Consider the following 21190-nt stretch of genomic DNA (forward strand, 5'->3'; position numbering starts at 1 on the left):
AGCCCCCGTTCGTCCAGAGAGATCCCGAAAAGTAAAAACCCCGCAGCGCCTTTCAGCGTCTGCGGGGCAGTAGCAACACCTGACGCAGGGCCGGTGCCTGCCGGCTGCCAGAAGGCGCCGGCAATATGGTTATTGTGACGTCAAATGCTTCAGGAAGCCAGCTTCTGCCAGGTCTCGACCACCGAGTCCGGATTCAGCGAGATCGACTTGATGCCTTCCTTGGCCAGCCACTCGGCAAAGTCCGGATGGTCCGAAGGACCCTGGCCGCAGATGCCGACATACTTGTTCAGGCGGATGCACGCCTCGATGGCGCGCGACAGCATGAACCGCACTGCCGGATCGCGTTCGTCGAAGTCCTTGGCCAGCAGTTCCATGCCCGAATCGCGGTCCAGGCCCAGCGTCAGCTGCGTCAGGTCGTTCGAACCGATCGAGAAGCCGTCGAAGTACTGAAGGAACTCTTCGGCCAGGATCGCGTTGGACGGCACTTCACACATCATGATGATGCGCAGGCCGTTCTCGCCGCGCTTCAGGCCGTGCTTGGCCAGCAGCTCGATGACCTTGGCAGCCTGGCCCAGCGTACGCACGAACGGCACCATGATCTCGACGTTGGTCAGGCCCATTTCGTCGCGCACGCGCTTCATGGCCTTGCATTCCATCTCGAACGCTTCGGCGAAGTCGTCGGCGATGTAGCGCGAGGCGCCGCGGAAGCCCAGCATCGGGTTTTCTTCGTCCGGCTCATAGCGCGAACCGCCGATCAGCTTCTTGTACTCGTTGGACTTGAAGTCCGACAGGCGCACGATCACGGGCTTCGGGTAGAAGGCCGCGCCGATGGTGGCGATGCCCTCGGCCAGCTTGTCGACGTAGAACGCGCGCGGGCTGGCATGGCCGCGGGCCACGCTTTCCACGGCCTTCTTCAGGTCGGCATCGACTTGCGGGTAGTCAAGGATGGCCTTCGGGTGGACACCGATGTTGTTGTTGATGATGAATTCCAGGCGGGCCAGGCCGACGCCGCAGTTCGGGATCTGCGCGAAGTCGAACGCCAGCTGCGGGTTGCCCACGTTCATCATCAGCTTGACATCGATTTCCGGCATGTCGCCACGCTGGACTTCGGTCACTTCGGTTTCCAGCAGGCCGTCGTAGATGCGGCCTTCGTCGCCTTCGGCGCACGACACCGTCACCAGCGTGCCGTCCTTCAGCACGTCGGTGGCGTCGCCGCAGCCGACCACGGCCGGCACGCCCAGTTCACGCGCGATGATGGCCGCGTGGCAGGTACGGCCGCCACGGTTGGTGACGATGGCCGAGGCACGCTTCATCACCGGCTCCCAGTTCGGGTCGGTCATGTCGGCCACCAGCACGTCGCCGGGCTGCACGCGCTCCATCTCGGACGGGTCGTTGATCACGCGCACCGGGCCGGTGCCGATCTTCTGGCCGATGGCGCGGCCGCTGGTCAGCACCGGCGCGGTGCCCTTGAGCTTGAAGCGCAGCTCGGCCTTGCCGGCGGACTGGCTCTTCACCGTTTCCGGGCGCGCCTGCAGGATGTAGATCTTGCCGTCCTTGCCGTCCTTGCCCCACTCGATGTCCATCGGACGGCCATAGTGCTTCTCGATGATCATCGCGTACCTGGCCAGCTCGGTCACGTCGTCGTCGGTGATCGAGTAGCGGTTGCGCAGTTCGGTGGGCACGTCGACGGTCTTGACGCGGCCGGCTTCGCCCGGCTTGGTGAATTCCATCTTGATCAGCTTGGAGCCGATCGAGCGGCGGATGATCGGGTACTTGCCGGCCTGCAGCGTCGGCTTGAAGACGTAGAACTCGTCCGGGTTGACCGCGCCCTGCACCACGGTTTCGCCCAGGCCGTAGCTGGAGGTGATGAAGACCACGTCGGGGAAGCCGGATTCGGTGTCGATGGTGAACATCACGCCCGAAGAAGCCAGGTCCGAACGCACCATGCGCTGGATGCCGGCCGACAGCGCCACCACATCATGGGCAAAGCCCTTGTGCACGCGGTAGGAAATGGCACGGTCGTTGTACAGCGAGGCGAACACGTGCTTGATCTTGTCGAGCACGTCGTCGATGCCGCTGACGTTCAGGTAGGACTCTTGCTGGCCGGCGAACGAGGCGTCGGGCAGGTCTTCGGCGGTGGCCGACGAACGCACGGCGAACGAGGCCTCGGCGCCTTCGCGCTCGGCCACGCGGGCGTAGGATTCACGGATTTCCTGCTCCAGGCGCGGCTGGAACGGCGCGGAGGCGACCCACTCGCGGATCTCGGCACCGGCCTCGGCCAGAGCCTTGACGTCGTCGACGTTCAGAGTCTTCAGGCGCTGGGAAATGCGCTCGGTCAGGTTGTTGTGGGCAAGGAAGTCGCGGAAGGCGAGCGCGGTGGTGGCAAAGCCGCCGGGAACCCGGACGCCGGCTTCCGCCAGCTGGGAGATCATCTCGCCCAGCGACGAATTCTTGCCGCCGACGATTTCCACGTCAGCCATGCGCAACTGCTCGAACGGCAGCACATAGGCGCCGTTATCTGCCTGGTTAGTCATGAGAGCCTCAAAACAAAGTAGAAAACTTGTTGCGCATGGCCGGTATGTTGTTGATGTTCTGTTCCCGGACCAATGATCGCTTGGCTAAGCAACCCCGAACTGGCGCTGCGGACCTGGCGCTACGGCTCTCATCGCGTAGCGCACATTGTCGACAATTCCGAGGCTGTTTGTTGCACGCGCGTGCACCCCGCAGAATTGCTTAGCGAAAAGATCGCCGCTATTCTACCGTGCTGCGCCGCACTTTTCTGCGGAAGATTGAATCTATTTATTAACGCGCCATCCCCATGTGCGCCATCCCCATGTCCCTGCCAGAAGCGCCCGGAACGGCGACACCCGGGTCCCAGCCTGGAACGCAGCCTGAATCCCCCTCCGCTCACGCACCCCAGGCCAGCGAACGCCCTGCGGTCCGCACCGTGTTCATCGTCTCGGATGGCACCGGCATCACGGCGGAGACGTTCAGTCACTCGATCCTGGCCCAGTTCGAGATGCGCTTCCGCAAGGTGCGCATGCCCTTCGTCGATACCCCCGAAAAGGCACATATCGCCGTCGGCAAGATCAATGAGGCATTCCACAACGAAGGCGTGCCGCCCATTGTCTTCACCACGCTGGTCAACCAGGAAGCGAATAAGGCACTGCGCCGCGCCAAGGCGATGATCCTGGACATGTTCCAGACTTTCATTGAGCCGCTTGAGAAGGAACTGGGCCTGAAGTCCACCCATGCCATCGGCCGCTTCCACCAGAATGCGGACACCGAGGCCTACAAGAACCGGATCGAGGCGATCAACTTCTCGCTGGCGCATGATGACGGCCAGTCACACAAGAACCTGGAAGAAGCCGATGTGATCCTGGTGGGCGTGTCGCGCAGCGGCAAGACCCCGACCAGCCTCTACCTGGCCATGCAATACGGGCTGAAGGCAGCCAATTACCCGCTGATTCCCGACGATTTCGAGCGCGGCCGGCTGCCGTCGGCGTTGTACGCGTTCAAGCCGAAGATCTTCGGCTTGTCGATCGATCCGCAGCGCCTGACCGAGATCCGCAACGAGCGCCGCCCCGGCAGCAAGTATGCAGCGCTGGAAAACTGCCGCTATGAGGTCAACGAGGCCGAGGCGATGATGCGGCGCGAAGGCATCAAATGGCTCTCTTCCACGCACAAATCGATTGAAGAGATCGCGACCACGATCCTGCAGGAGATCAAGGTCGATCGCGACAACTACTAAAGCAAAAAGCGGCCGTTCAGGCCGCTTTCTTCTTGCGCTGCCGGCGCAGCCTCAGGCGGCACGCCGCTGGCGCACTGCCTCGAACAGGCAGATCGCGGTCGCCGCCGCCACATTCAGCGATTCCAGCCCGCCCGGTTGCGGGATGCCCACCTTGCGCGTGACGTGAGCCATCCAGCCGTCGCTGACCCCTGCCCCCTCATTGCCGACCACCCAGGCCACCGGCCCGCGCAGATCGGTGTCGAATACCGCGGCATCGGCATGCGACGAAGTCGCCAGCAGCGGCACCGCAAGGCGTGGCGCCAGCGACTCAAGCGTGCAGTGCTCGACGATATTCAGGTGAAAGTTGGCACCCATGCCGGCACGCAGCGTCTTGACCGACCAGGCAAAGGCACAGCCGGTGGCAAGGAAGGCATGCTGGATGCCGGCGGCAGCGGCGCTGCGCAGGATCGACCCGACATTGCCGGCATCCTGCACCCCGTCCAGGATGATGCAGTCTTGTTCGATGCGCGCCGGCAGGTGGCCGACCGGCGTCTCGATCACCAGCATCAGGTCGATGCCATTGACCACGCCGCTGATCTGCGTGAACAGTGCATCGGCCAGCACAACCACGCGCTCGGCCTCGATCAGCGCCAGCACTGGCGCCACCTCGGCGTGGTCATAGTGGCGCTCTGACACCAAGCAGGTGACGGGCTGGCCGCGTGCGGCGACGTAGGCTTGCGCCAGGTGCACGCCGTCGAGCAGCGACTGCCCGGCCTTGCGGCGCTGGTGCGTGGAAGTGGCCAAGGCCTTCAAATGCTTGAACAGCGCGTTGTCGCGCGAGGTGACGTGCTTCACGATGCGGGGATGAGGTAGGTGCGCTTCACTGCACGACCGTGACCGAAACCGAGGCGGTGACCTCAGTCACTTCGGCCACTGCGGTCATGCCGGTGAACATGGGCCGCTGTTCCAGCGCCTCGCGCACGGGCGCAAACGAACGGCGGTGGTGCGGCGTGGCGCCGAACTCAGCCAGCGCGGCCAGGTGCTGCGGCGTGCCATAGCCGACGTGCGAATCGAAGCCGTATTGCGGATAGCGCTCGTGCAGCAACATCAGTTCGCGGTCGCGCGCCACCTTGGCCAGGATCGACGCGGCCGAGATCGCCCTGACCAGCGCATCGCCCTTGACGATGGCTTCCACCGGGAACGGCACCCGCGGGCAGCGGTTGCCGTCGACCTGGACCAGGTCCGGCACGATGCCGCTGGCGGCCAGTCCCTGCACGGCGCGCTGCATTGCCAGCATGCTGGCGTGCAGGATGTTGAGTGTGTCGATCTCCTCGACCGTGGCGAAGGCGATATGCCAGCCGAGCGCGCGTTCGCAGATCTTGTCGTAGAGTTGTTCGCGCTTGGCGGCGGTCAGGATCTTGGAGTCAGCCAGGCCGCGGATCGGACGCTTCGGATCCAGCACCACGGCGGCGGCATAGACCGGCCCGGCCAGCGGTCCCCTGCCCGCTTCATCGACGCCGCACAGGCGCTGCACGGCGGCAGCGGCCGGGGCAAGATCCAGCCCCATCTGCGGCGATTCAGCATCGCGGCGCGCCATCAGACGGTCCCCCGGCTGTGCATCAGGTCCACCACCACATCGGCGGCCAGTTGCGCGGTATTGCACTTGAGCGTCTCGTGCATGCGGGTGAAATGCTCGTAGAGGAAGGCGGTGTTGCCCTCGTCGTTGAGCTGCAGCAGCGTTTCGCGGGCCAGCGCCTCGGGCGTGGCATCGTCCTGCAGCAGTTCCGGCACGACGAAGCGCCCTGAAAGGATATTAGGCAATCCCACGTACGGCAGGTAACCCTGCCGCTTCATGATCTGCGCGGTCAGCCAGGGCACCTTGTACGAGATCACCATGGGCTTCTTGTACAGCGCCGCTTCCAGCGTGGCGGTGCCGCTGGCCAGCAGCACCACGTCGGCAGCTTCCATCGCCTGGTGCGACTTGCCGTCGACGATGGTCAGGCGCAGTTCGGGATACTGCGCGTGCAGCGCTTCGATAATGGCGCGCAGCGGCGCGCTCGCCGCCGGCAGCACGAACGCCAGGTTCGGGTCCATGCGCTGCATTTGCGCCATCGCCGCAAAGAAGGTGGCGCCAAGGTTGCGCACCTCGGACTGGCGGCTGCCCGGCAGCACCGCCACCACCCGGTGCCCGGCGGGCAGGCCGAGCTCGGCGCGCGCCCCGGCGACGTCAGGCACCATCGGGATCACATCGGCCAGCGGATGGCCCACGTAGGTGGCGGGAATGCCGGCCTTGGCGTAGATCTCGGGCTCGAACGGGAACAGGCACAGGATGTGGTCCACCGCGCGCGCGATGGTGCGGATGCGCCCGCCGCGCCAGGCCCAGATCGACGGGCTGACAAAATGCACCACAGGGATGCCGGCACGGCGCAGCGGCACTTCCAGGCCGAAATTGAAGTCCGGGGCGTCAACCCCGATAAAGCACTGCGGCGGATTGGCCAGCAGCCAGTCGCGCACCGCGCGCCGCGTGGCCAGGATCTCGCGCAGCGAGCCCAGGACCTCGACATAGCCGTTGACCGACAATGTTTCCATCGGCCAGCGCGAGGTGAAGCCCTGCGCCATCATGCGCTTGCCGCCGATGCCGGCGTACTCGACCGTATCGCCCAGGCGGGACTGCAGCCCGCCCATCATCAACGATGCCAGCAGGTCGCCTGAGGCCTCGCCGGCCACCATGGCGATGGTGCCGCGCTGGTCCGCGGCGCTACCGTTGCCCGTGGGCAAGCCACCCCGAATTGCGGCGTCGACCATTGCGGTCCGGCCTCAGCGTACGATGCCGCGCTGGGTGGCGGCAAGGAAGTCGACAAACGCCTGCAGCGGCGCCGCAGTGCCTGCATCAGCCTGGCCCAGCAAGGCCACGATCTCGTTGCGCGCCTCGTCGAAGCTGAGGTCGGACTTGTAAAGCAGCTTGTAGGCCTGGCGCAGCGCGGCGATCTGGCCGGCGTCGAAGCCGCGGCGGCGCAGCCCCTCGACGTTGACACCGTGCGGCGTGGCCTTGTTGCCGCTCTTGTCACTGGCGGCGATCACGAACGGCGGCACGTCCTGCACCAGCGCCGAGGCGCCACCCAGCATCGCATGGGCGCCGATGCGCACGTACTGGTGTACGCCGCTCATGCCGCCCAGGATCGCCCAGTCGCCCACTTCAACGTGGCCGGCAATCTGCGCGTTGCTGGAAAACACCGTGTGGTTGCCGACCGTGCAGTCATGCGCGATATGCACGTAGGCCATGATCCAGTTGTCGTTGCCGAGACTGGTCAAGCCGCGGTCCTGCACCGTGCCGGTGTGGATCGTGGTGAATTCGCGGATGGTGTTGCGGTCGCCGATCTCGAGCCGGGTCGGCTCGTTGCGGTACTTCATGTCCTGCGGCACGCCGCCGACCGATGCGTAAGGGCCGATCGTGTTGCCCTCGCCGATCGTGGTGTAACCCTCGACCGTCGTATGCGAGCCGATCCGGGTGCCGCTGCCGATCCGCACATTGGCGCCAACGATGGAGAACGGGCCGACGGTCACGTCGGATGCCAGCTCTGCCTTCGGGTCAACCAGTGCGGTGGGATGGATTTGCGTCATACGTCTGTCCTCTGGTGTGTCTGGTGAAGGATGGGCCCATGCACGGGGCAAAGGTTCCCGTCCGGGCCGCTCGCACCCGTCAATCGGGGCGCGGCGGACGGCCTGCGGCGGTGCCGCGGGCCGTGCTCGGCCTCACTCGGCCTGCTTCACGGTGCACATCAGCTCGGCCTCGCAGGCCACCTTGTCGTCCACCGTGGCGAACGCCTTGAACTTCCAGATGCCGCGGATATAGCGTTCGACTGTCACGTTCATGTGCAACTGGTCGCCCGGGTACACCACCTGCTTGAAGCGGGCCCCGTCGATGCCGACAAAGTAGTACAGCGCGTCTTCCTTGCGCTCCATGTCGGCGCCGAAGGTCAGCAGGCCGGCCGACTGCGCCAGCGCTTCCAGGATCATCACGCCAGGCATCACCGGATGGCCCGGGAAATGGCCCTGGAAGAACGGCTCGTTCATGGTGACGTTCTTCAGCGTCTTGATGCGCTTCTGCGGATCGAACTCCAGCACGCGGTCGACCAGCAGCATCGGATATCGATGCGGCAGCAGCTTGAGGATCTTGCGAATGTCGATGTCGGCTGCGGTCATGATGATTTCTCTTAGTCTTGTGAGGGTTGGGACCCGGCGGCCTGGCCGCGCAGGCGGCGTTCCAGCGCCACCACCCGTTCGCGCAGCCTGGTCAGGCCGCGCACGATGGCTGCATTGCGTTCCCACTCGCCGTGCGGCAGGAACGGGAAGACGCTGGTGAAATGCCCCCCGGGCTTGGTAATGGATTTGGTGATCGAGGTGCCGCCCGACACCGTGGTGCGGTCGGCAATATTCAGGTGGCCGGAAAAATTGGCGGCCCCGCCGATCACGCAGAAGCGCCCGATGCGCGTGCTGCCCGATACCGCGGCGCAGCCTGCGATCACCGTATGGGCCCCGACACGCACGTTATGCGCGATCTGGACCTGGTTGTCGATCTTGCAGCCGTCCTCGATCACGGTGTCGGCCATGGCGCCGCGGTCGATTGCCGTATTGGCGCCGACCTCCACGTCATTGCCCAGCACCGCGCGTCCCGTTTGCGGGATCTTTACGTATTCCACGCCGGTTGCGCTGATGTCCGGCGCGAAGCCAAAGCCGTCCGCGCCGATCACCACGCCGCTGTGCAGGATTGCGCGGGCGCCGACCACGCAATGGTGGTAGACCGAAACATTGGCATAGAGCAGCGAATCGTCGCCGATCTCTACCTGCGCGCCGACATAGCCGTTGGCCAGGATGCGCACCCGCTCGCCCAGGCGCGCGCCGCGCTCGATGACCACGTTGGGGCCGATGTAGCACGAAGCCGGCACCACCGCGTCGGGCGCCACGGTCGCGCGCGGATCGATGCCGGTGCGGGTATCGGTGTTGGCGGCGCGGTCGAAACGCTGCGCCACGCGGGCAAAGCATACGTAGGGATTGCGCGCCACCAGCCAGTTGCGGCCGTCCGCCCTGCCCTCGGCGCGAACGCGCTCGAGGTCGGCTGCCGAGACAATCACGGCGCCGGCCTGCGAATCCAGCGCCTGCTGCAGGTAGAGCGGATTGGACAGGAACGAGAGCTCGCCCGGTCCGGCCTGGTCCAGGGGAGCCAGGCCGACGATCGCCAGGTCGGGGTCACCCACAACCTGCGCGCCGTTCTCGGTGGCGAGCTGACCCAGTGTGGGTGTCTGCATGGCGGTACTTCCTAAAAAACGAAAGACGAAAGAACGTGAGAACCGGTGCGCCTTAGCGGGCGCCGGCGTTCAGCGCCTTCATCACGTCGTCGGTGATGTCGATGCGCGGGTTCACGTACACCGCTTCCTGCACGATCAGGTCGTACTTGCGCTGCTCGGCCAGCTGGCGGATCACGCGGTTGGCGCGCTCCAGCACCTGTGCCAGTTCTTCATTGCGGCGCTGGTTCAGGTCCTCGCGGAACTCGCGCTGCTTGCGCTGGAACTCGCGGTCCATGTCAGCCACTTCGCGCTGGCGGCGCTGGCGGTCGGAGTCGGCCAGCACGGCCGTGTCCTTGTCGAGCTTGTCGGCCATGCCCTTGATCTTCTGGGCCATGTCCTGCAGCTCGCGGTCGCGCTTGGAGAATTCCTGCTCCAGCTTGACCTGCGCAGCCTTGGCCGGCTGGGAGTCGCGCAGGATGCGTTCGGAGTTCACGGCGGCAATGCGCGCCTCCTGGGCCGAGGCCGGCACCGCGGCGCAGATGGCAGCCGTGGCGAGCGCGGCGGCGCCCAGGGATTTGACCAGTTTGGATGTTGTAATCATTTGAAACAGATCCTTTATCAGAATCAGAATGCCGTGCCGATCTGGAACTGGAAGCGCTGGACCTTGTCATTGGTGTCGCGCTTGAGCGGGAAGCCCATGCTGATCTTCAGCGGGCCAATCGGCGACAACCACGACATGCCAAAGCCGGTCGAGTACTTCAGCTCGCTGAAGCTCAGCGGCTGGCCTTCCTGGTAGACATTACCGAAGTCAAAGAACGTGAACAGGCGCAGCGTGCGGTCCACGCCCGAGCCCGGCAGTGGGAAGATGAACTCGACGTTGCCGATCATCTTCGAGGCACCGCCCACCGGGTTGCCGTTCTGGTCCTTCGGGCCCAGCGTGCTGGTCTGGTAGCCGCGCACCGAGCCGATACCACCAGCGTAGAAGTACTTGAACACCGGGAAAGGGGTGTTGCCATAGCCGTGGCCATAAGCGACTTCGCCGTTCAGTGCCAGCGTGAAGGACTTCGAGATCGGATAGAAGTACTGCTGCTGCACGCTGGCGCGGTAGTACTGCGTATCGCCGCCCGGCAGGCCGACTTCCAGGTTGGCCTGGGTGTACGGGCCCTTGGTTGGCACCAGCGCGCTGTCGCGGCGGTCACGTGCCCAGCCGATGGTGAACGGGAAGTTGTTGATGCCGTCGCCGCTCTGCTTGCCGATCTTGTTCAGCCAGTCGGTGTACTGGGTCGGCGTGTTGACCGACGTATACACCTGGGTCCGTTCGTAGCCGATGCCGAAGAACACCGTATCGACTTCCGAGAACGGCACGCCGAACTTGAAGCCGCCGCCAGCGGACACGATCTTGTAGTCCTGGTCACCGGTGTAGTACAGCGGGCGCGAAGTACGGTAGTAGATGTCGGTCGAGCGGCTGATGCCGTCCACCGTGAAATACGGGTCGTACTGCGTCAGCGCGATGGTCCGGAACGACTTGGCGGTGTTCACGTCCAGGCCCAGGCTGGTGCCGGAGCCGAACACGTTGTCCTGGCGCAGGCCGGCCTGCAGCACCAGCTTGTCGGTGGACGAGAAGCCCACGCCCAGGCTGATCTGGCCGGTCGGCTTTTCAGTCACGTTGACGTTCACATCGACCTGGTCGGGCGCGCCCGGCACGTCTTCGGTGGTGATGTTGGTGTCGGTAAAGTAGCCGGTACGGTTGATACGGGCTTGCGACTGCGTGAGCTTCTCGCTGTCGAACCACGAGCTTTCCATCTGGCGCATCTCGCGGCGCACCACTTCGTCGCGGGTCTTGCTGTTGCCCACCACGTTGACGCGGCGCACGTAGACGCGGCGGCCCGGGTCGACCATCAGGGTCAGCGCGACTTCACGCTTTTCCTTGTCGATCTGCGGCTGCGGGTTGATGGTGGTGAACGCGTAGCCGTACGTGCCCAGCAGGTCGGTGATGGCCTTGGTGCTCTGCGTCAGCTTCTCGGACGAGAAAATATCGCCCTTCTTCAGCTGCAGCAGTTTTTCCATTTCCTCCTGCTTGCCGAGCAGCTCGCCCGCCAGGCGCACGTCGGACACCTTGTACTGGTCGCCTTCCTTGATGTTCAGCGTCAGGAAGATGTCCTTCTTGTCCGGCGTGATCGACACCTGGGTCGATTCGATCGCGAACTCCAGGTAGCCGCGGTTCAGGTAGAACGAGCGCAGCGCTTCCAGGTCGGCGGTCAGCTTCTGCTTGGAATACAGGTCGTTCTTGGTGTACCAGGACAGCCAGTTCGGCGTGGACAGCTGCATCTCGTCGCGCAGCGCGCCTTCCTTGAAAGCCTTGTTGCCGACGATATTGATCTGGCGGATCTTGGCGACCGGGCCCTCTTCGACGTTGAACACGACCGAGACGCGGTTGCGGTCCACCGGCGTGATCGTGGTCTGCACGTCGGCCGCATAGTAACCGCGCGCGACGTACTGGCGCTTGAGCTCCTGCTCGGCCTTGTCGATCAGTGCCTTGTCGTAGTAACGGGCTTCGGCTACGCCAACGGCACGCAGCGAACGGCGCATCGTGTCCTTGTCGAATTCCTTGATGCCGACGAATTCGAGCTGCGAGATCGCCGGCCGCTCTTCGACCTGGACCACCAGCACGCCTTCCTCGGCGCGGATCTGCACGTCCTTGAAGAAGCCGGTATTGTAGAGGGCACGGATGGCGTCGGCGCCCTTGTCGTCGGTGAAGGTTTCACCGACGCGCACCGGCAGGTAGCCGAAAACGGTACCCGGCTCGACGCGTTGCAGGCCCTCAACGCGGATGTCCTTGACGACGAACGGATCGGCAGCCCAGCCCGCCGGGCTCCAGGCTGCAATAACGGCACTCGCCAGCAAGCCCAGCGAAATGCGCTTATGTCTGATCAATGTTGATCCCCTCTTTGATTCCATCCAGGATTGCGCTCCGATGCCTTATTGGACTGCGCCTGGCAAATGGCGTCCCTGGCGACGGTGCCCGACGACACCACCGCCCCCTTGCCGACACACGTTTCTAGCCGTTCGCCAGAAACATTCGGCTGACGTCATTGAACAAAGCGAGCGAAGTCAGGAGCAAGATGCAGGCGATGCCAACCTTCTGCAGCATTGCCTGCCAGTGGTCTGGGACGGGCCGGCCAGTCAAAAATTCCACGCAATAATACAGCAAATGCCCCCCATCCAGAACCGGAATGGGTAACAAATTGAGTACTCCAAGGCTTACGCTGACCAATGCCAGGAAGCTGACAAAGGCCTGCAGGCCAAGGTTTGCGGCACGCCCCGCGTAGTCCGCCACGGTCAGCGGACCGCTCAGGTTCTGCAGCGAAGCCTGCCCCACTAGCATCTTGCCCAGCAGCTTGAGCGAGAGCGCGCTGGTGTCCCAGACCTGGCCGGCCGCGCGCGCCAGTGCCTGGTCCGGCCGGTAGCGCACGGTTTCCATCTGCACGGCCTGGCTGAGCGCCGCGCCGAGCTTGCCCGCCGGCGCCGGGGTGGCGCCGCTCGCGTCCTTGGCGCCATCACGCGCCACGGCGGTGTCGAGCGTCACCGGCACGTCCAGGCGCTTGCCGTCGCGCTCGATGCCCAGTGTCACGGTCTGGCCGGGCTGGCTGCGCACCGCCTTGATCAGCGCGCTGGCCTGCGTGAGCGGGCTGCCCTGCCAGGCAACGATGCGGTCGCCCTGTTTCAGTCCGGCGCGCTCGGCGGCCGAGTCCGGCAGCACCTCGGTAATCGTCACCGGCCCGCCTTTCAGGTTCAGGCCTAGCGTGGCCAGCGGATCCTGTTCGGGATTGCCGCCGGTATTGGGCAGGCGCGGCAGCGTGACGTCGCGCTCTGTCCCGTCGGCGCCCCGTACGCGCAGCACGGCGCGCGTATCGCCAAAGCCCTCGGCGAATACGGCCATGCGCAGGTCATTCCAGGAGCGCACCGCTTCGGTATGGCCATTGGCGGTCAGCGACAGCACCCGGTCGCCTTCGCGCATGCCGGCCTGCGCCGCCATGGTGCCGGCCGCGGGCGCGGCCACCACCGGCACGGGTTCGCGCATGCCGCCGGCAAAGAGCGCAAAATACAGCACGATTGCCAGCGCAAAATTGGCCAGCGGGCCGGCCGCCACGATCACGAAGCGCTTGCCGACCGGCTGGCGGTTGAAAGCCCGCGGCAGGTCGGCCGGGTCGATCGGCGTATCGCGCTCGGGGTCGACCTCGCGCTCGTCCAGCATCTTGACGTAGCCGCCCAGCGGGATCGCCGCCACCGTCCATTCAGTCCGGTCGCGGCTCTTCGAAATCCAGCGCACCAAGGGCCGCCCGAAGCCGATCGAGAAACGCAGCACCTTCACGCCGCAGGCGCGCGCGGCGAGGTAGTGCCCCATTTCGTGCACATAGATGAGCACGCACAAGGCAACGATGAAAGCGAGTACGGTTTGCATGGAGTCGGGACGTCGGTAACGATGGCTGGACGGGCGCGCCGGCCCCCGGGGGACCCGGGGCCGCCGCAGCCGCTATTGTCGCAGATGCGGCAAGCCGCCCCGCCGCATCAGCGGTTCGCAGCCAGGGCGGCCACGCTGGCGCGTGCCGCCTCGCGCGCCAGCGCGTCGGCTGACAGCACCGCTTCGAGCGTATCGGCAGGCCCTTGAGGTGCCGCCTCCAGCACCTGCCGGACGATGCCGGCAATGTCCGTGAAGCGCACTTTGCCGCCCAGGAATGCCTCGACCGCCACCTCGTTGGCCGCATTGAGTGCCGCTGGCGCCACCCCGCCAGCGCGCAGTGCATCGAAAGCCAGGCCCAGGCACGGGAAGCGCACCAGGTCCGGCTTCTCGAAGTGCAAGCCTCCGGCCACCGTCAGGTCGAGCGGCGTCACGCCCGCGTCGATCCGTTCCGGATATGCCAGGCCATAGGCGATCGGCGTGCGCATGTCCGGGTTGCCCAGCTGCGCCAGCACCGAGCCATCGGTGTAGGCCACCATCGAATGCACGATGCTCTGCGGATGGATCAGTACCTCGATGCGCTCGGCGGGGGCACCGAACAGCCAGTGCGCCTCGATGACCTCGAGGCCCTTGTTCATCATGGTGGCGGAGTCGACCGAGATCTTGCGGCCCATGACCCAGTTGGGATGGGCGCAGGCCTGGTCGGGGGAAATATCGTGCAGCGTGGCCGGGTCGCGCGTGCGGAACGGCCCGCCCGACGCGGTCAGCAGCACCTTGGCGACGCCCCGGCCGTAGCGCGGATCGTCGGCCGGCAGGCACTGGAAGATGGCGTTGTGCTCGCTGTCGATCGGCAGCAGCGTGGCGCCGTGCTCGCGCACCGCATCCATGAAGATGCGGCCCGACATCACCAGCGCTTCCTTGTTGGCCAGCAGCACGCGCTTGCCGGCACGTGCTGCCGCCAGCGTCGGGCGCAGGCCGGCGGCGCCGACGATGGCGGCCATCACCGCATCGGTCTGCGCATCGGCGGCCACGGATTCCAGCGCGGCTTCGCCGTGGCTGACCTCGGTCTTCACGCCGGCCTCGCGCAGCAGCGTTTCCAGTTCGCGCGCTGCCTCTGCGGTCCCCACCACGGCGCGGGCCGGGCGGAATTCAATGCACTGCTCAGCCAGCTTGCGCACCTGCCGGTGGGCGGTCAGCGCATGCACCGCATAGCGGTCGGCATGGCGCCTGATGACGTCGAGCGTGCTTTCGCCAATGGAGCCGGTGGCGCCCAGGATGGTAATGCGATGCATAGCAGACGGCTTCAGAGAAAAATCAGCATCAGGGCCGCCAGCGGGAACACTGGCAGCAAGGCGTCGATCCGGTCCAGCACGCCACCATGGCCGGGCAGCAGCCGGCTGCTGTCCTTCTTGCCAACCTGGCGCTTGAGCAGCGATTCGAACAGATCGCCGACCACGCTCGCCGCGACCAGCAGCGTGGTCAGCACCGCCACATAGGCCAGGCCGCCACGATCTCCCATCGCGGAGAACCACGTCGGTGCAAAGGCATGGGTGGCGGCGAGCGCCAGGCCGATCACCAGCGCCAGCAGCCAGCCGCCGATGGCGCCCTCCCAGGACTTGCCCGGGCTGATGCCAGGCGCCAGCTTGCGCCGGCCGATGGCCTTGCCGGTGAAATACGCGCCGATATCGGCCGCCCACACCAGCACGGCCGCGGTCAGCAGCACGCCGATGCCGGCGCCGCGCAGGATCATGGTGGCATGGGCGAACGCGGGCAGCATCACCAGCCCCAGCACCGCGCCCAGGGCGGTAAACGACGGCGTCGCGGTGCGCACGCCGCGCGCCAGCAGCACCACCGCGACGCCCCAGCAGACCACCGCGGCTTCAAGCAGCCAGGTGATGGCGTGGCGCAGCGGCAGGTCATGCCAGGCAATGGCCGCGATCAGGCACGCCAGCGCATAGACATAGGGCCACGGCCCGCGCAGCCCGATCAGGCGGCCGAATTCCCAGCCGGCCAGCAGCACGATCACGGCCACCAGCCCGGCCAGTGCCGCGGGCGGCGCCAGGAACAGGATTGGCAGGATCAGCAGCAACAGGCACAGGGCGGTGATGACGCGGGTGAGGAGCATGCGCTGCAGTCCCGTGAGAGGTTGGAGTTGCCAGGGTCAGGCGGTACCCGATAGTCCCGGGGCGACCAGCTGTGCGCTGGTGCGGCCGAAACGGCGTTCGCGCTGGCGGTACGAGGCGAAGGCCTTGTCCAGTTCCGCGGCGTCGAAATCCGGCCAGAAAACGTCGGTGAAATACAGCTCGGAATACGCCAACTGCCACAGCAGGAAATTGCTGATGCGCTGTTCGCCGCCGGTGCGGATGAAGAGATCCGGCTCCGGCGCATAGGCCATCGCCAGGTGCGGCGCCAGCACCGATTCGTCGATCGAGGCCGGGTCGAGCATGGGCGAGCGCGCCAGCATCTTGCGCATGGCCTGCAGCAGGTCCCAGCGGCCGCCGTAGTTGGCGGCGATGGTCACGGTCAGGCCGGTGTTGCCGGCCGTGCGCGCCTCGGCATCGCGGATCATCTGCTGGATGCGGGGGCTGAAGCGGTCCAGGTCGCCCACCACCCGCAACCGGATGTTGTTGGCGTGCATCTTCACCACTTCGCGCCGCAGGGCCATCATGAACAGCCGCATCAGGAACGAGACCTCATCCGCCGGGCGCCGCCAGTTCTCAGAACTGAAGGCGAACAGCGTCAGGAACTGCACGCCGCGGGCGGCGCTGGCTTCCACCACCGCACGCACCGCGTCCAGCCCCCGGGTATGCCCGGCAACGCGTGGCAGGTGCCGCTGGGTCGCCCAGCGGCCGTTGCCGTCCATGATGATGGCAACGTGGCGGGGGACGTAGGAGGTATCGGGTACGTCGAGCGTTGAACTGATGTGCTGCATGATGGCAGACTGTCGTTGACTGCCCCGGCCATGCCGGGACGGGGTCAGACCGTCATGATCTCCTTCTCTTTCTCGGCGACCATCTTGTCGATCTCGGCCACGTACTTGTCGGTCAGCTTCTGCACTTCGTCCTGGCCGCGGCGCTCGTCGTCCTCGGAAATGGTCTTGTCCTTGACCAGCTTCTTGAACTGCTCGTTGGCATCGCGGCGCAGGTTGCGCACGGCAATCTTGGCGCCCTCGGCCTCGCTCTTGACGACCTTGGTCAGCTCCTTGCGGCGCTCTTCGGTCAGTGCGGGCATCGGCACGCGGATCACTTCACCCATGGTGGCCGGGTTCAGGCCCAGGTCGCAGTCGCGGATGGCCTTCTCGACCGCGCCCACCATCTTCTTTTCCCAGGGCTGCACCGTGATGGTACGCGCATCGGCCAGGCCGATTGCCGCGACCTGGCTGATGGGAACCATCGAGCCGTAGTAGTCCACCTGAACATGGTCGAGCAGGCCGGTGTGGGCACGGCCGGTGCGGATCTTCGCCAGATCGGCCTTGAAGGCTTCGATCGACTTCTGCATTTTTTGCTCGACGCTCTTCTTTGTGTCGGCGACGCTCATTTTTACCTCCGGAAATCAGCCAACCATGATCCCCCTGGCGGGGATCGAAAATGAATCATTCTACTCTTTGCCCGGCCGGATACCAGCGTTGCAGCGCGGCATCCGGCGCCCGACTCACACGTGCACCAGGGTACCCTCGTCCTCGCCCAGGATCACCCGCTTGAGCGCGCCCGGCTTGACGATCGAGAACACCTTGATCGGCAGCTTCTGGTCACGGCACAGCGCAAAGGCGGTGGCGTCCATCACCTGCAGGTTGCGGGAGATGGCCTCGTCGAAGGTGATGGTGGTGTAGCGCGTGGCGCTGGGGTCCTTCTTCGGGTCGGCGGTGTACACGCCGTCCACCTTGGTGGCCTTGAGCACGATCTCCGCCCCGATCTCGGAGCCGCGCAGCGCGGCGGCGGTGTCGGTGGTGAAGAACGGGTTGCCGGTGCCGGCGGCGAAGATCACCACCTTGCCCTCTTCCAGCTGGCGGATCGCGCGCGGGCGGATATAGGGCTCGACCACCTGGTCCATGCGCAGCGCGGACTGCACGCGGCCTTCGATATTGGCGTGGCGCATCGCGTCCTGCAGCGCCAGTGCGTTCATCATGGTGGCCAGCATGCCCATGTAGTCCGCGGTGGCGCGGTCCATGCCGGCGGCGCCGCCGGCGACGCCGCGGAAGATGTTGCCGCCGCCGATGACCACCGCGACCTGCACGCCGAGCTTCACGATCTCGGCAATGTCGTTCACCATCGCCTCGATGGTGGAGCGGTTGATGCCGAAGGCATCTTCGCCCATCAGGGCTTCACCGGACAGTTTCAGAAGGACGCGCTTGTAGGCTGGCATGTTCACCCTCGGACAGGAGCAAATCGCTCGGTTGAGACGATCTTGAGACGTATGTTTTGGCGCCGGCGGCACGGATCCTCGTGCCGCCGGCGGAAGAAAGCCGGTTTTCGGGGTGCCCCGGACTGCCGGACCACCACGGAAACTGGCTGCTGCGGTGCAACGCGGCATGCGCAGCGTCGCACTACTTATGCAGAGGGGCACCTTACGGCGCCCCTGCGGCATTATAGGCGCCCGGACCAGCCCGAACGGGCAGTCCGCGGCGCCCCGGACATCAGCCCTTCTGGGCAGCGGCCACCTGGGCGGCCACTTCAGCGGCGAAGTCGTCCTGCTTCTTCTCGATGCCTTCGCCCACCACGAACAGGGTGAAACCCTTCACGGTCGTGTTGGCGGCCTTCAGCATCTGCTCAACCGTCTGCTTGTCGTTCTTCACGAACGGCTGGTTGAACAGCGAGACTTCCTTCAGGTACTTCTGCACCGAACCCTCGACCATCTTGGCGACGATTTCGGCCGGCTTGCCCGACTCGGCAGCCTTCTGCTCGGCAATGCTGCGCTCCTTGGCGATCAGCTCGGCAGGGACCTGCTCGGCCGACAGCGACACCGGCTTCATCGCGGCCACGTGCATGGCCACGTCCTTGGCGGCGGCTTCGTCGCCATCGAACTCGACCATCACGCCGATGCGGGTGCCGTGCAGGTACGACACCAGCTTGCCGCCGTTGGCGTAGCGGGCAAAGCGGCGGATCGTCAGGTTCTCGCCGATCTTGCCGATCAGGGCGGTGCGGGTGGCTTCAACGCTCACGCCGTCGATTTCCAGCGCCGACAGGGCGGCCACGTCGGCCGGGTTCTGCTTGGCGATCAGTTCGGCAACCTTGGCCGAGAAAGCCAGGAAGTCGTCATTCTTGGAGACGAAATCGGTCTCGCAGTTCAGTTCGACCAGCACGCCGGTGGTGCCGTCGATGAACGATGCGACCACGCCTTCAGCGGTCACGCGCGACGCGGCCTTGCTGGCCTTGTTGCCCAGCTTGACGCGCAGCAGCTCTTCGGCCTTGTCCAGGTCGCCGTCGGCCTCGGTCAGGGCCTTCTTGCATTCCATCATCGGCGCGTCGGTCTTCGCGCGCAGTTCTGCAACCATGCTTGCGGTAATTGCCGCCATTTGTCACTCCTTGAATGGTTCACGCCGGCTGCCGGCAGTCGCCTGCGGCACCCGGTCGGTGGGTCTACAGCACACCCGCGGCAGATACTGCCTGCGGCGGGTGACAACAATTCAAATTCAAAAAAAGGGGGCGCCAGATGTGCCCCCTTTTTATTGCCCTTCTTGCCCGGCTGCCGGCGTACCCCGGCTTTCGCCTTGCGCGCAGCCCGTGGTGACGGGCGGCAAGCGTTGCTTGTCTGTCGTGCGGTGACGATGCGCGCTAGCGGGTTCCTTTCCGGCAATCAGGCGGCGGGCAATCAGCCTTCCTGCACTTCGACGAATTCGTCGTCGCCGCCGCGAGCGGCTTCAACCACTTCCTGCACAGCGTTGGCACGGCCTTCCAGGATCGCGTCGGCCACGCCGCGCACGTACAGGGCCACGGCCTTGCTCGAGTCGTCGTTACCCGGGATCACGTAGTCGATGCCTTCCGGCGAGTGGTTGGTATCAACCACGCCGATCACCGGCACGCCCAGCTTGTTGGCCTCGGTCACGGCAATCTTGTGGTAGCCGACGTCCACCACGAAGATCGCGTCTGGCACGCCGCCCATGTCCTTGATGCCGCCGATCGACTTTTCCAGCTTCAGCATCTCGCGCTCGAACATCAGCGCTTCCTTCTTGCTCATGGTGTCCAGCGCGCCGGCTTCCTTGGCGGCTTCCATGTCCTTCAGGCGCTTGATCGAGATCTTGACCGTCTTGAAGTTGGTCAGCATGCCGCCGAGCCAGCGGGCGTCGACATAGGGCATGCCGGCACGGCCAGCTTCTTCAGCCAGGATTTCGCGCGACTGGCGCTTGGTACCCACGAAAAGGATGGTGCCGCGATTGGCTGCCAGCTGACGCACGTACTTCATTGCGTCCTGGAACATCGGCAACGTCTTTTCGAGGTTGATGATGTGGATCTTGTTGCGATGGCCGAAGATGAAGGGGGCCATCTTCGGGTTCCAGAAGCGGGTCTGGTGGCCGAAGTGGCAACCGGCTTCCAGCATTTCGCGCATGGTAACGGACATGTAAATCTCCAAAGGGTTAGGTCTGAAGCCCGCCCCGACATTCCTGAAAAGGAACACCCCGGATAGGCGGGCCAGCGATTTCAAACAGCAACAGGAATATCCTGCAAAATTCCGGCCTGGCGCACGCAATGCTGCGCCGCAACCAAGTCAGCCTGCTATTGTAGCAACAAAAGTGCGGCCCGCTCAAGCCGCCCGGTGCCCTGGCGCCCTACGGACTCAGCCCGCGACGGCCGCGCTCAGGCTGCGATCTGGCCCCGATGGTGCGATAATCCTACATTGACCTTTCGATTTCGGCGCGGCCAGTGGCCTCGCCATCACTTTTTTGGCGACGCAGCATGAGCATTCACCTGAACACCGCCGAAGACATCGCCCAGATGCGCGTGGCTTGCCGCCTTGGGTCCGAGGTCCTCGACTACATCACGCCCTTCGTCCAGCCAGGTATCACCACCGGCGAAATCGACCGCCTGTGCCACGCCTACATGCGTGAAGTGCAGGGCACCGTGTCGGCGTGCCTGAACTATGCTCCCCCCGGCTATCCGCCCTTCCCCGGCGCGATCTGCACCTCGGTCAACGACGTGATCTGCCATGGCATTCCGGGCGATCGCGTGCTCAAGAACGGTGACGCGATCAACCTGGACATCACGGTCATCACCAAGGAAGGCTACTACGGCGACAACAGCCGCATGTTCATCGTCGGCGAGGGCTCGATCCTGGCCAAGCGCCTGTCGCAGGTGACCTATGAATGCATGTGGAAGGGTATCGCGCAGGTTCGCCACGGCGCCCGCCTGGGCGACATCGGCCACGCCATCCAGGTACACGCCGAAGCCGCCGGCTACAGCGTGGTGCGCGAGTACTGCGGCCACGGCATCGGCAAGAACTTCCACGAAGACCCGCAGATCCTGCACTACGGCCGCCCGGGCACCGGCGCCGAGATCAAGGCCGGCATGATCTTTACCATTGAGCCGATGATCAACGCCGGCAAGCGCGATATCCGCACCATGCCCGACCAGTGGACGGTCAAGACCCGCGACCGCAGCCTGTCGGCGCAGTGGGAGCACACCGTGCTGGTCACGGAAACCGGCTACGAGGTCCTTACGGTATCGGCCGGGAGCCCGGCACCGCCGGCCTTTATCACCGATTCCGTCGCGGCCTGAGGCCGCA

The 21190-nt window shown here is 65.2% G+C and carries 19 protein-coding genes; 2 read left to right on the forward strand and 17 right to left on the reverse strand.

Features of this window, described 5'->3' with window-relative positions; translation table 11 throughout:
- Positions 1 to 149: 149 nt before the first annotated feature.
- A complete protein-coding gene (gene ppsA / locus AC3WL8_RS17415) occupies positions 150 to 2534 on the reverse strand; it encodes a phosphoenolpyruvate synthase (RefSeq protein ID WP_153956063.1) in 2385 nt (794 codons plus the stop codon).
- 413 nt (positions 2535 to 2947) lie between these two features.
- Here ppsA and ppsR point away from each other — a divergent pair, with 413 nt between their 5' ends.
- The gene (gene ppsR, locus AC3WL8_RS17420) at positions 2948 to 3751 is read left to right on the forward strand and encodes a posphoenolpyruvate synthetase regulatory kinase/phosphorylase PpsR (RefSeq protein ID WP_010809585.1); all 804 of its coding nucleotides are present in this window, start codon (positions 2948 to 2950) and stop codon (positions 3749 to 3751) included.
- Between the two features lie 51 nt (positions 3752 to 3802).
- Here ppsR and AC3WL8_RS17425 read toward each other — a convergent pair whose 3' ends face one another.
- The 16 genes from AC3WL8_RS17425 to rpsB form a co-directional block, all read right to left on the reverse strand.
- The gene (locus AC3WL8_RS17425; protein WP_013956946.1) at positions 3803 to 4585 is read right to left on the reverse strand and encodes a TrmH family RNA methyltransferase; all 783 of its coding nucleotides are present in this window, start codon (positions 4583 to 4585) and stop codon (positions 3803 to 3805) included.
- A gap of 25 nt (positions 4586 to 4610) precedes the next feature.
- A complete protein-coding gene (gene rnhB / locus AC3WL8_RS17430; protein WP_013956947.1) occupies positions 4611 to 5327 on the reverse strand; it encodes a ribonuclease HII in 717 nt (238 codons plus the stop codon).
- Positions 5327 to 6535, reverse strand: coding sequence for a lipid-A-disaccharide synthase (lpxB, locus tag AC3WL8_RS17435; RefSeq protein ID WP_013956948.1), 1209 nt, complete (start codon positions 6533 to 6535; stop codon positions 5327 to 5329). Before lpxB ends, rnhB begins: the two co-directional genes overlap by 1 nt.
- 12 nt (positions 6536 to 6547) lie before the next feature.
- Complete coding sequence (lpxA, locus tag AC3WL8_RS17440) at positions 6548 to 7351, reverse strand: acyl-ACP--UDP-N-acetylglucosamine O-acyltransferase (protein ID WP_013956949.1); 804 nt, start codon at positions 7349 to 7351, stop codon at positions 6548 to 6550.
- A 132-nt stretch (positions 7352 to 7483) separates the two neighbouring features.
- Positions 7484 to 7933, reverse strand: a complete 450-nt coding sequence (gene fabZ, locus AC3WL8_RS17445) for a 3-hydroxyacyl-ACP dehydratase FabZ (RefSeq protein ID WP_013956950.1) — start codon at positions 7931 to 7933, stop codon at positions 7484 to 7486.
- A gap of 11 nt (positions 7934 to 7944) precedes the next feature.
- The gene (gene lpxD, locus AC3WL8_RS17450) at positions 7945 to 9036 is read right to left on the reverse strand and encodes a UDP-3-O-(3-hydroxymyristoyl)glucosamine N-acyltransferase (protein ID WP_153956064.1); all 1092 of its coding nucleotides are present in this window, start codon (positions 9034 to 9036) and stop codon (positions 7945 to 7947) included.
- A gap of 52 nt (positions 9037 to 9088) precedes the next feature.
- Positions 9089 to 9616: an OmpH/Skp family outer membrane protein gene (locus AC3WL8_RS17455; protein WP_013956952.1), complete on the reverse strand. Its 528-nt coding sequence runs from the start codon at positions 9614 to 9616 to the stop codon at positions 9089 to 9091.
- 23 nt (positions 9617 to 9639) lie between these two features.
- Positions 9640 to 11973, reverse strand: a complete 2334-nt coding sequence (gene bamA, locus AC3WL8_RS17460; RefSeq protein WP_013956953.1) for an outer membrane protein assembly factor BamA — start codon at positions 11971 to 11973, stop codon at positions 9640 to 9642.
- Positions 11974 to 12073: 100 nt separating this feature from the next.
- On the reverse strand, positions 12074 to 13477 hold the full coding sequence (gene rseP, locus AC3WL8_RS17465; RefSeq protein ID WP_211979782.1) for an RIP metalloprotease RseP: 1404 nt from the start codon (positions 13475 to 13477) through the stop codon (positions 12074 to 12076).
- A gap of 107 nt (positions 13478 to 13584) precedes the next feature.
- Positions 13585 to 14766, reverse strand: a complete 1182-nt coding sequence (gene ispC / locus AC3WL8_RS17470) for a 1-deoxy-D-xylulose-5-phosphate reductoisomerase (RefSeq protein ID WP_013956955.1) — start codon at positions 14764 to 14766, stop codon at positions 13585 to 13587.
- Between the two features lie 11 nt (positions 14767 to 14777).
- Positions 14778 to 15599 carry a phosphatidate cytidylyltransferase gene (locus AC3WL8_RS17475; protein WP_013956956.1) on the reverse strand — a complete coding sequence of 274 codons (822 nt, stop codon included), beginning with the start codon at positions 15597 to 15599 and terminating at the stop codon, positions 14778 to 14780.
- A 36-nt stretch (positions 15600 to 15635) separates the two neighbouring features.
- Positions 15636 to 16406 (reverse strand): undecaprenyl pyrophosphate synthase, encoded by a 771-nt coding sequence (gene uppS / locus AC3WL8_RS17480; RefSeq protein WP_013956957.1) that lies wholly within the window; start codon positions 16404 to 16406, stop codon positions 15636 to 15638.
- Between the two features lie 44 nt (positions 16407 to 16450).
- Positions 16451 to 17011, reverse strand: coding sequence for a ribosome recycling factor (gene frr, locus AC3WL8_RS17485; protein ID WP_013956958.1), 561 nt, complete (start codon positions 17009 to 17011; stop codon positions 16451 to 16453).
- A gap of 114 nt (positions 17012 to 17125) precedes the next feature.
- Positions 17126 to 17836: a UMP kinase gene (pyrH, locus tag AC3WL8_RS17490; protein WP_013956959.1), complete on the reverse strand. Its 711-nt coding sequence runs from the start codon at positions 17834 to 17836 to the stop codon at positions 17126 to 17128.
- A 271-nt stretch (positions 17837 to 18107) separates the two neighbouring features.
- Complete coding sequence (gene tsf / locus AC3WL8_RS17495; protein WP_013956960.1) at positions 18108 to 18986, reverse strand: translation elongation factor Ts; 879 nt, start codon at positions 18984 to 18986, stop codon at positions 18108 to 18110.
- Between the two features lie 296 nt (positions 18987 to 19282).
- The gene (gene rpsB, locus AC3WL8_RS17500) at positions 19283 to 20029 is read right to left on the reverse strand and encodes a 30S ribosomal protein S2 (RefSeq protein WP_013956961.1); all 747 of its coding nucleotides are present in this window, start codon (positions 20027 to 20029) and stop codon (positions 19283 to 19285) included.
- Positions 20030 to 20364: 335 nt separating this feature from the next.
- On the opposite strand from rpsB, the gene map reads away from it, so the two are divergent.
- A complete protein-coding gene (gene map, locus AC3WL8_RS17505; RefSeq protein WP_013956962.1) occupies positions 20365 to 21183 on the forward strand; it encodes a type I methionyl aminopeptidase in 819 nt (272 codons plus the stop codon).
- Positions 21184 to 21190 lie beyond the last annotated feature (7 nt).

This window comes from Cupriavidus sp. FW305-F7 (genome assembly GCF_058782875.1).

Coding starts and splice junctions, on each gene's coding strand:
- ppsA (WP_153956063.1), bottom strand. CDS start 2,534: ATGACTAACCAGGCAGATAACGGCGCCTATGTGCTGCCGTTCGAGCAG.
- rnhB (WP_013956947.1), bottom strand. CDS start 5,327: ATGGCGCGCCGCGATGCTGAATCGCCGCAGATGGGGCTGGATCTTGCC.
- lpxB (WP_013956948.1), bottom strand. CDS start 6,535: ATGGTCGACGCCGCAATTCGGGGTGGCTTGCCCACGGGCAACGGTAGC.
- lpxA (WP_013956949.1), bottom strand. CDS start 7,351: ATGACGCAAATCCATCCCACCGCACTGGTTGACCCGAAGGCAGAGCTG.
- fabZ (WP_013956950.1), bottom strand. CDS start 7,933: ATGACCGCAGCCGACATCGACATTCGCAAGATCCTCAAGCTGCTGCCG.
- lpxD (WP_153956064.1), bottom strand. CDS start 9,036: ATGCAGACACCCACACTGGGTCAGCTCGCCACCGAGAACGGCGCGCAG.
- AC3WL8_RS17455 (WP_013956952.1), bottom strand. CDS start 9,616: ATGATTACAACATCCAAACTGGTCAAATCCCTGGGCGCCGCCGCGCTC.
- bamA (WP_013956953.1), bottom strand. CDS start 11,973: ATGGAATCAAAGAGGGGATCAACATTGATCAGACATAAGCGCATTTCG.
- rseP (WP_211979782.1), bottom strand. CDS start 13,477: ATGCAAACCGTACTCGCTTTCATCGTTGCCTTGTGCGTGCTCATCTAT.
- ispC (WP_013956955.1), bottom strand. CDS start 14,766: ATGCATCGCATTACCATCCTGGGCGCCACCGGCTCCATTGGCGAAAGC.
- AC3WL8_RS17475 (WP_013956956.1), bottom strand. CDS start 15,599: ATGCTCCTCACCCGCGTCATCACCGCCCTGTGCCTGTTGCTGCTGATC.
- uppS (WP_013956957.1), bottom strand. CDS start 16,406: ATGCAGCACATCAGTTCAACGCTCGACGTACCCGATACCTCCTACGTC.
- frr (WP_013956958.1), bottom strand. CDS start 17,011: ATGAGCGTCGCCGACACAAAGAAGAGCGTCGAGCAAAAAATGCAGAAG.
- pyrH (WP_013956959.1), bottom strand. CDS start 17,836: ATGCCAGCCTACAAGCGCGTCCTTCTGAAACTGTCCGGTGAAGCCCTG.
- tsf (WP_013956960.1), bottom strand. CDS start 18,986: ATGGCGGCAATTACCGCAAGCATGGTTGCAGAACTGCGCGCGAAGACC.
- rpsB (WP_013956961.1), bottom strand. CDS start 20,029: ATGTCCGTTACCATGCGCGAAATGCTGGAAGCCGGTTGCCACTTCGGC.
- map (WP_013956962.1), top strand. CDS start 20,365: ATGAGCATTCACCTGAACACCGCCGAAGACATCGCCCAGATGCGCGTG.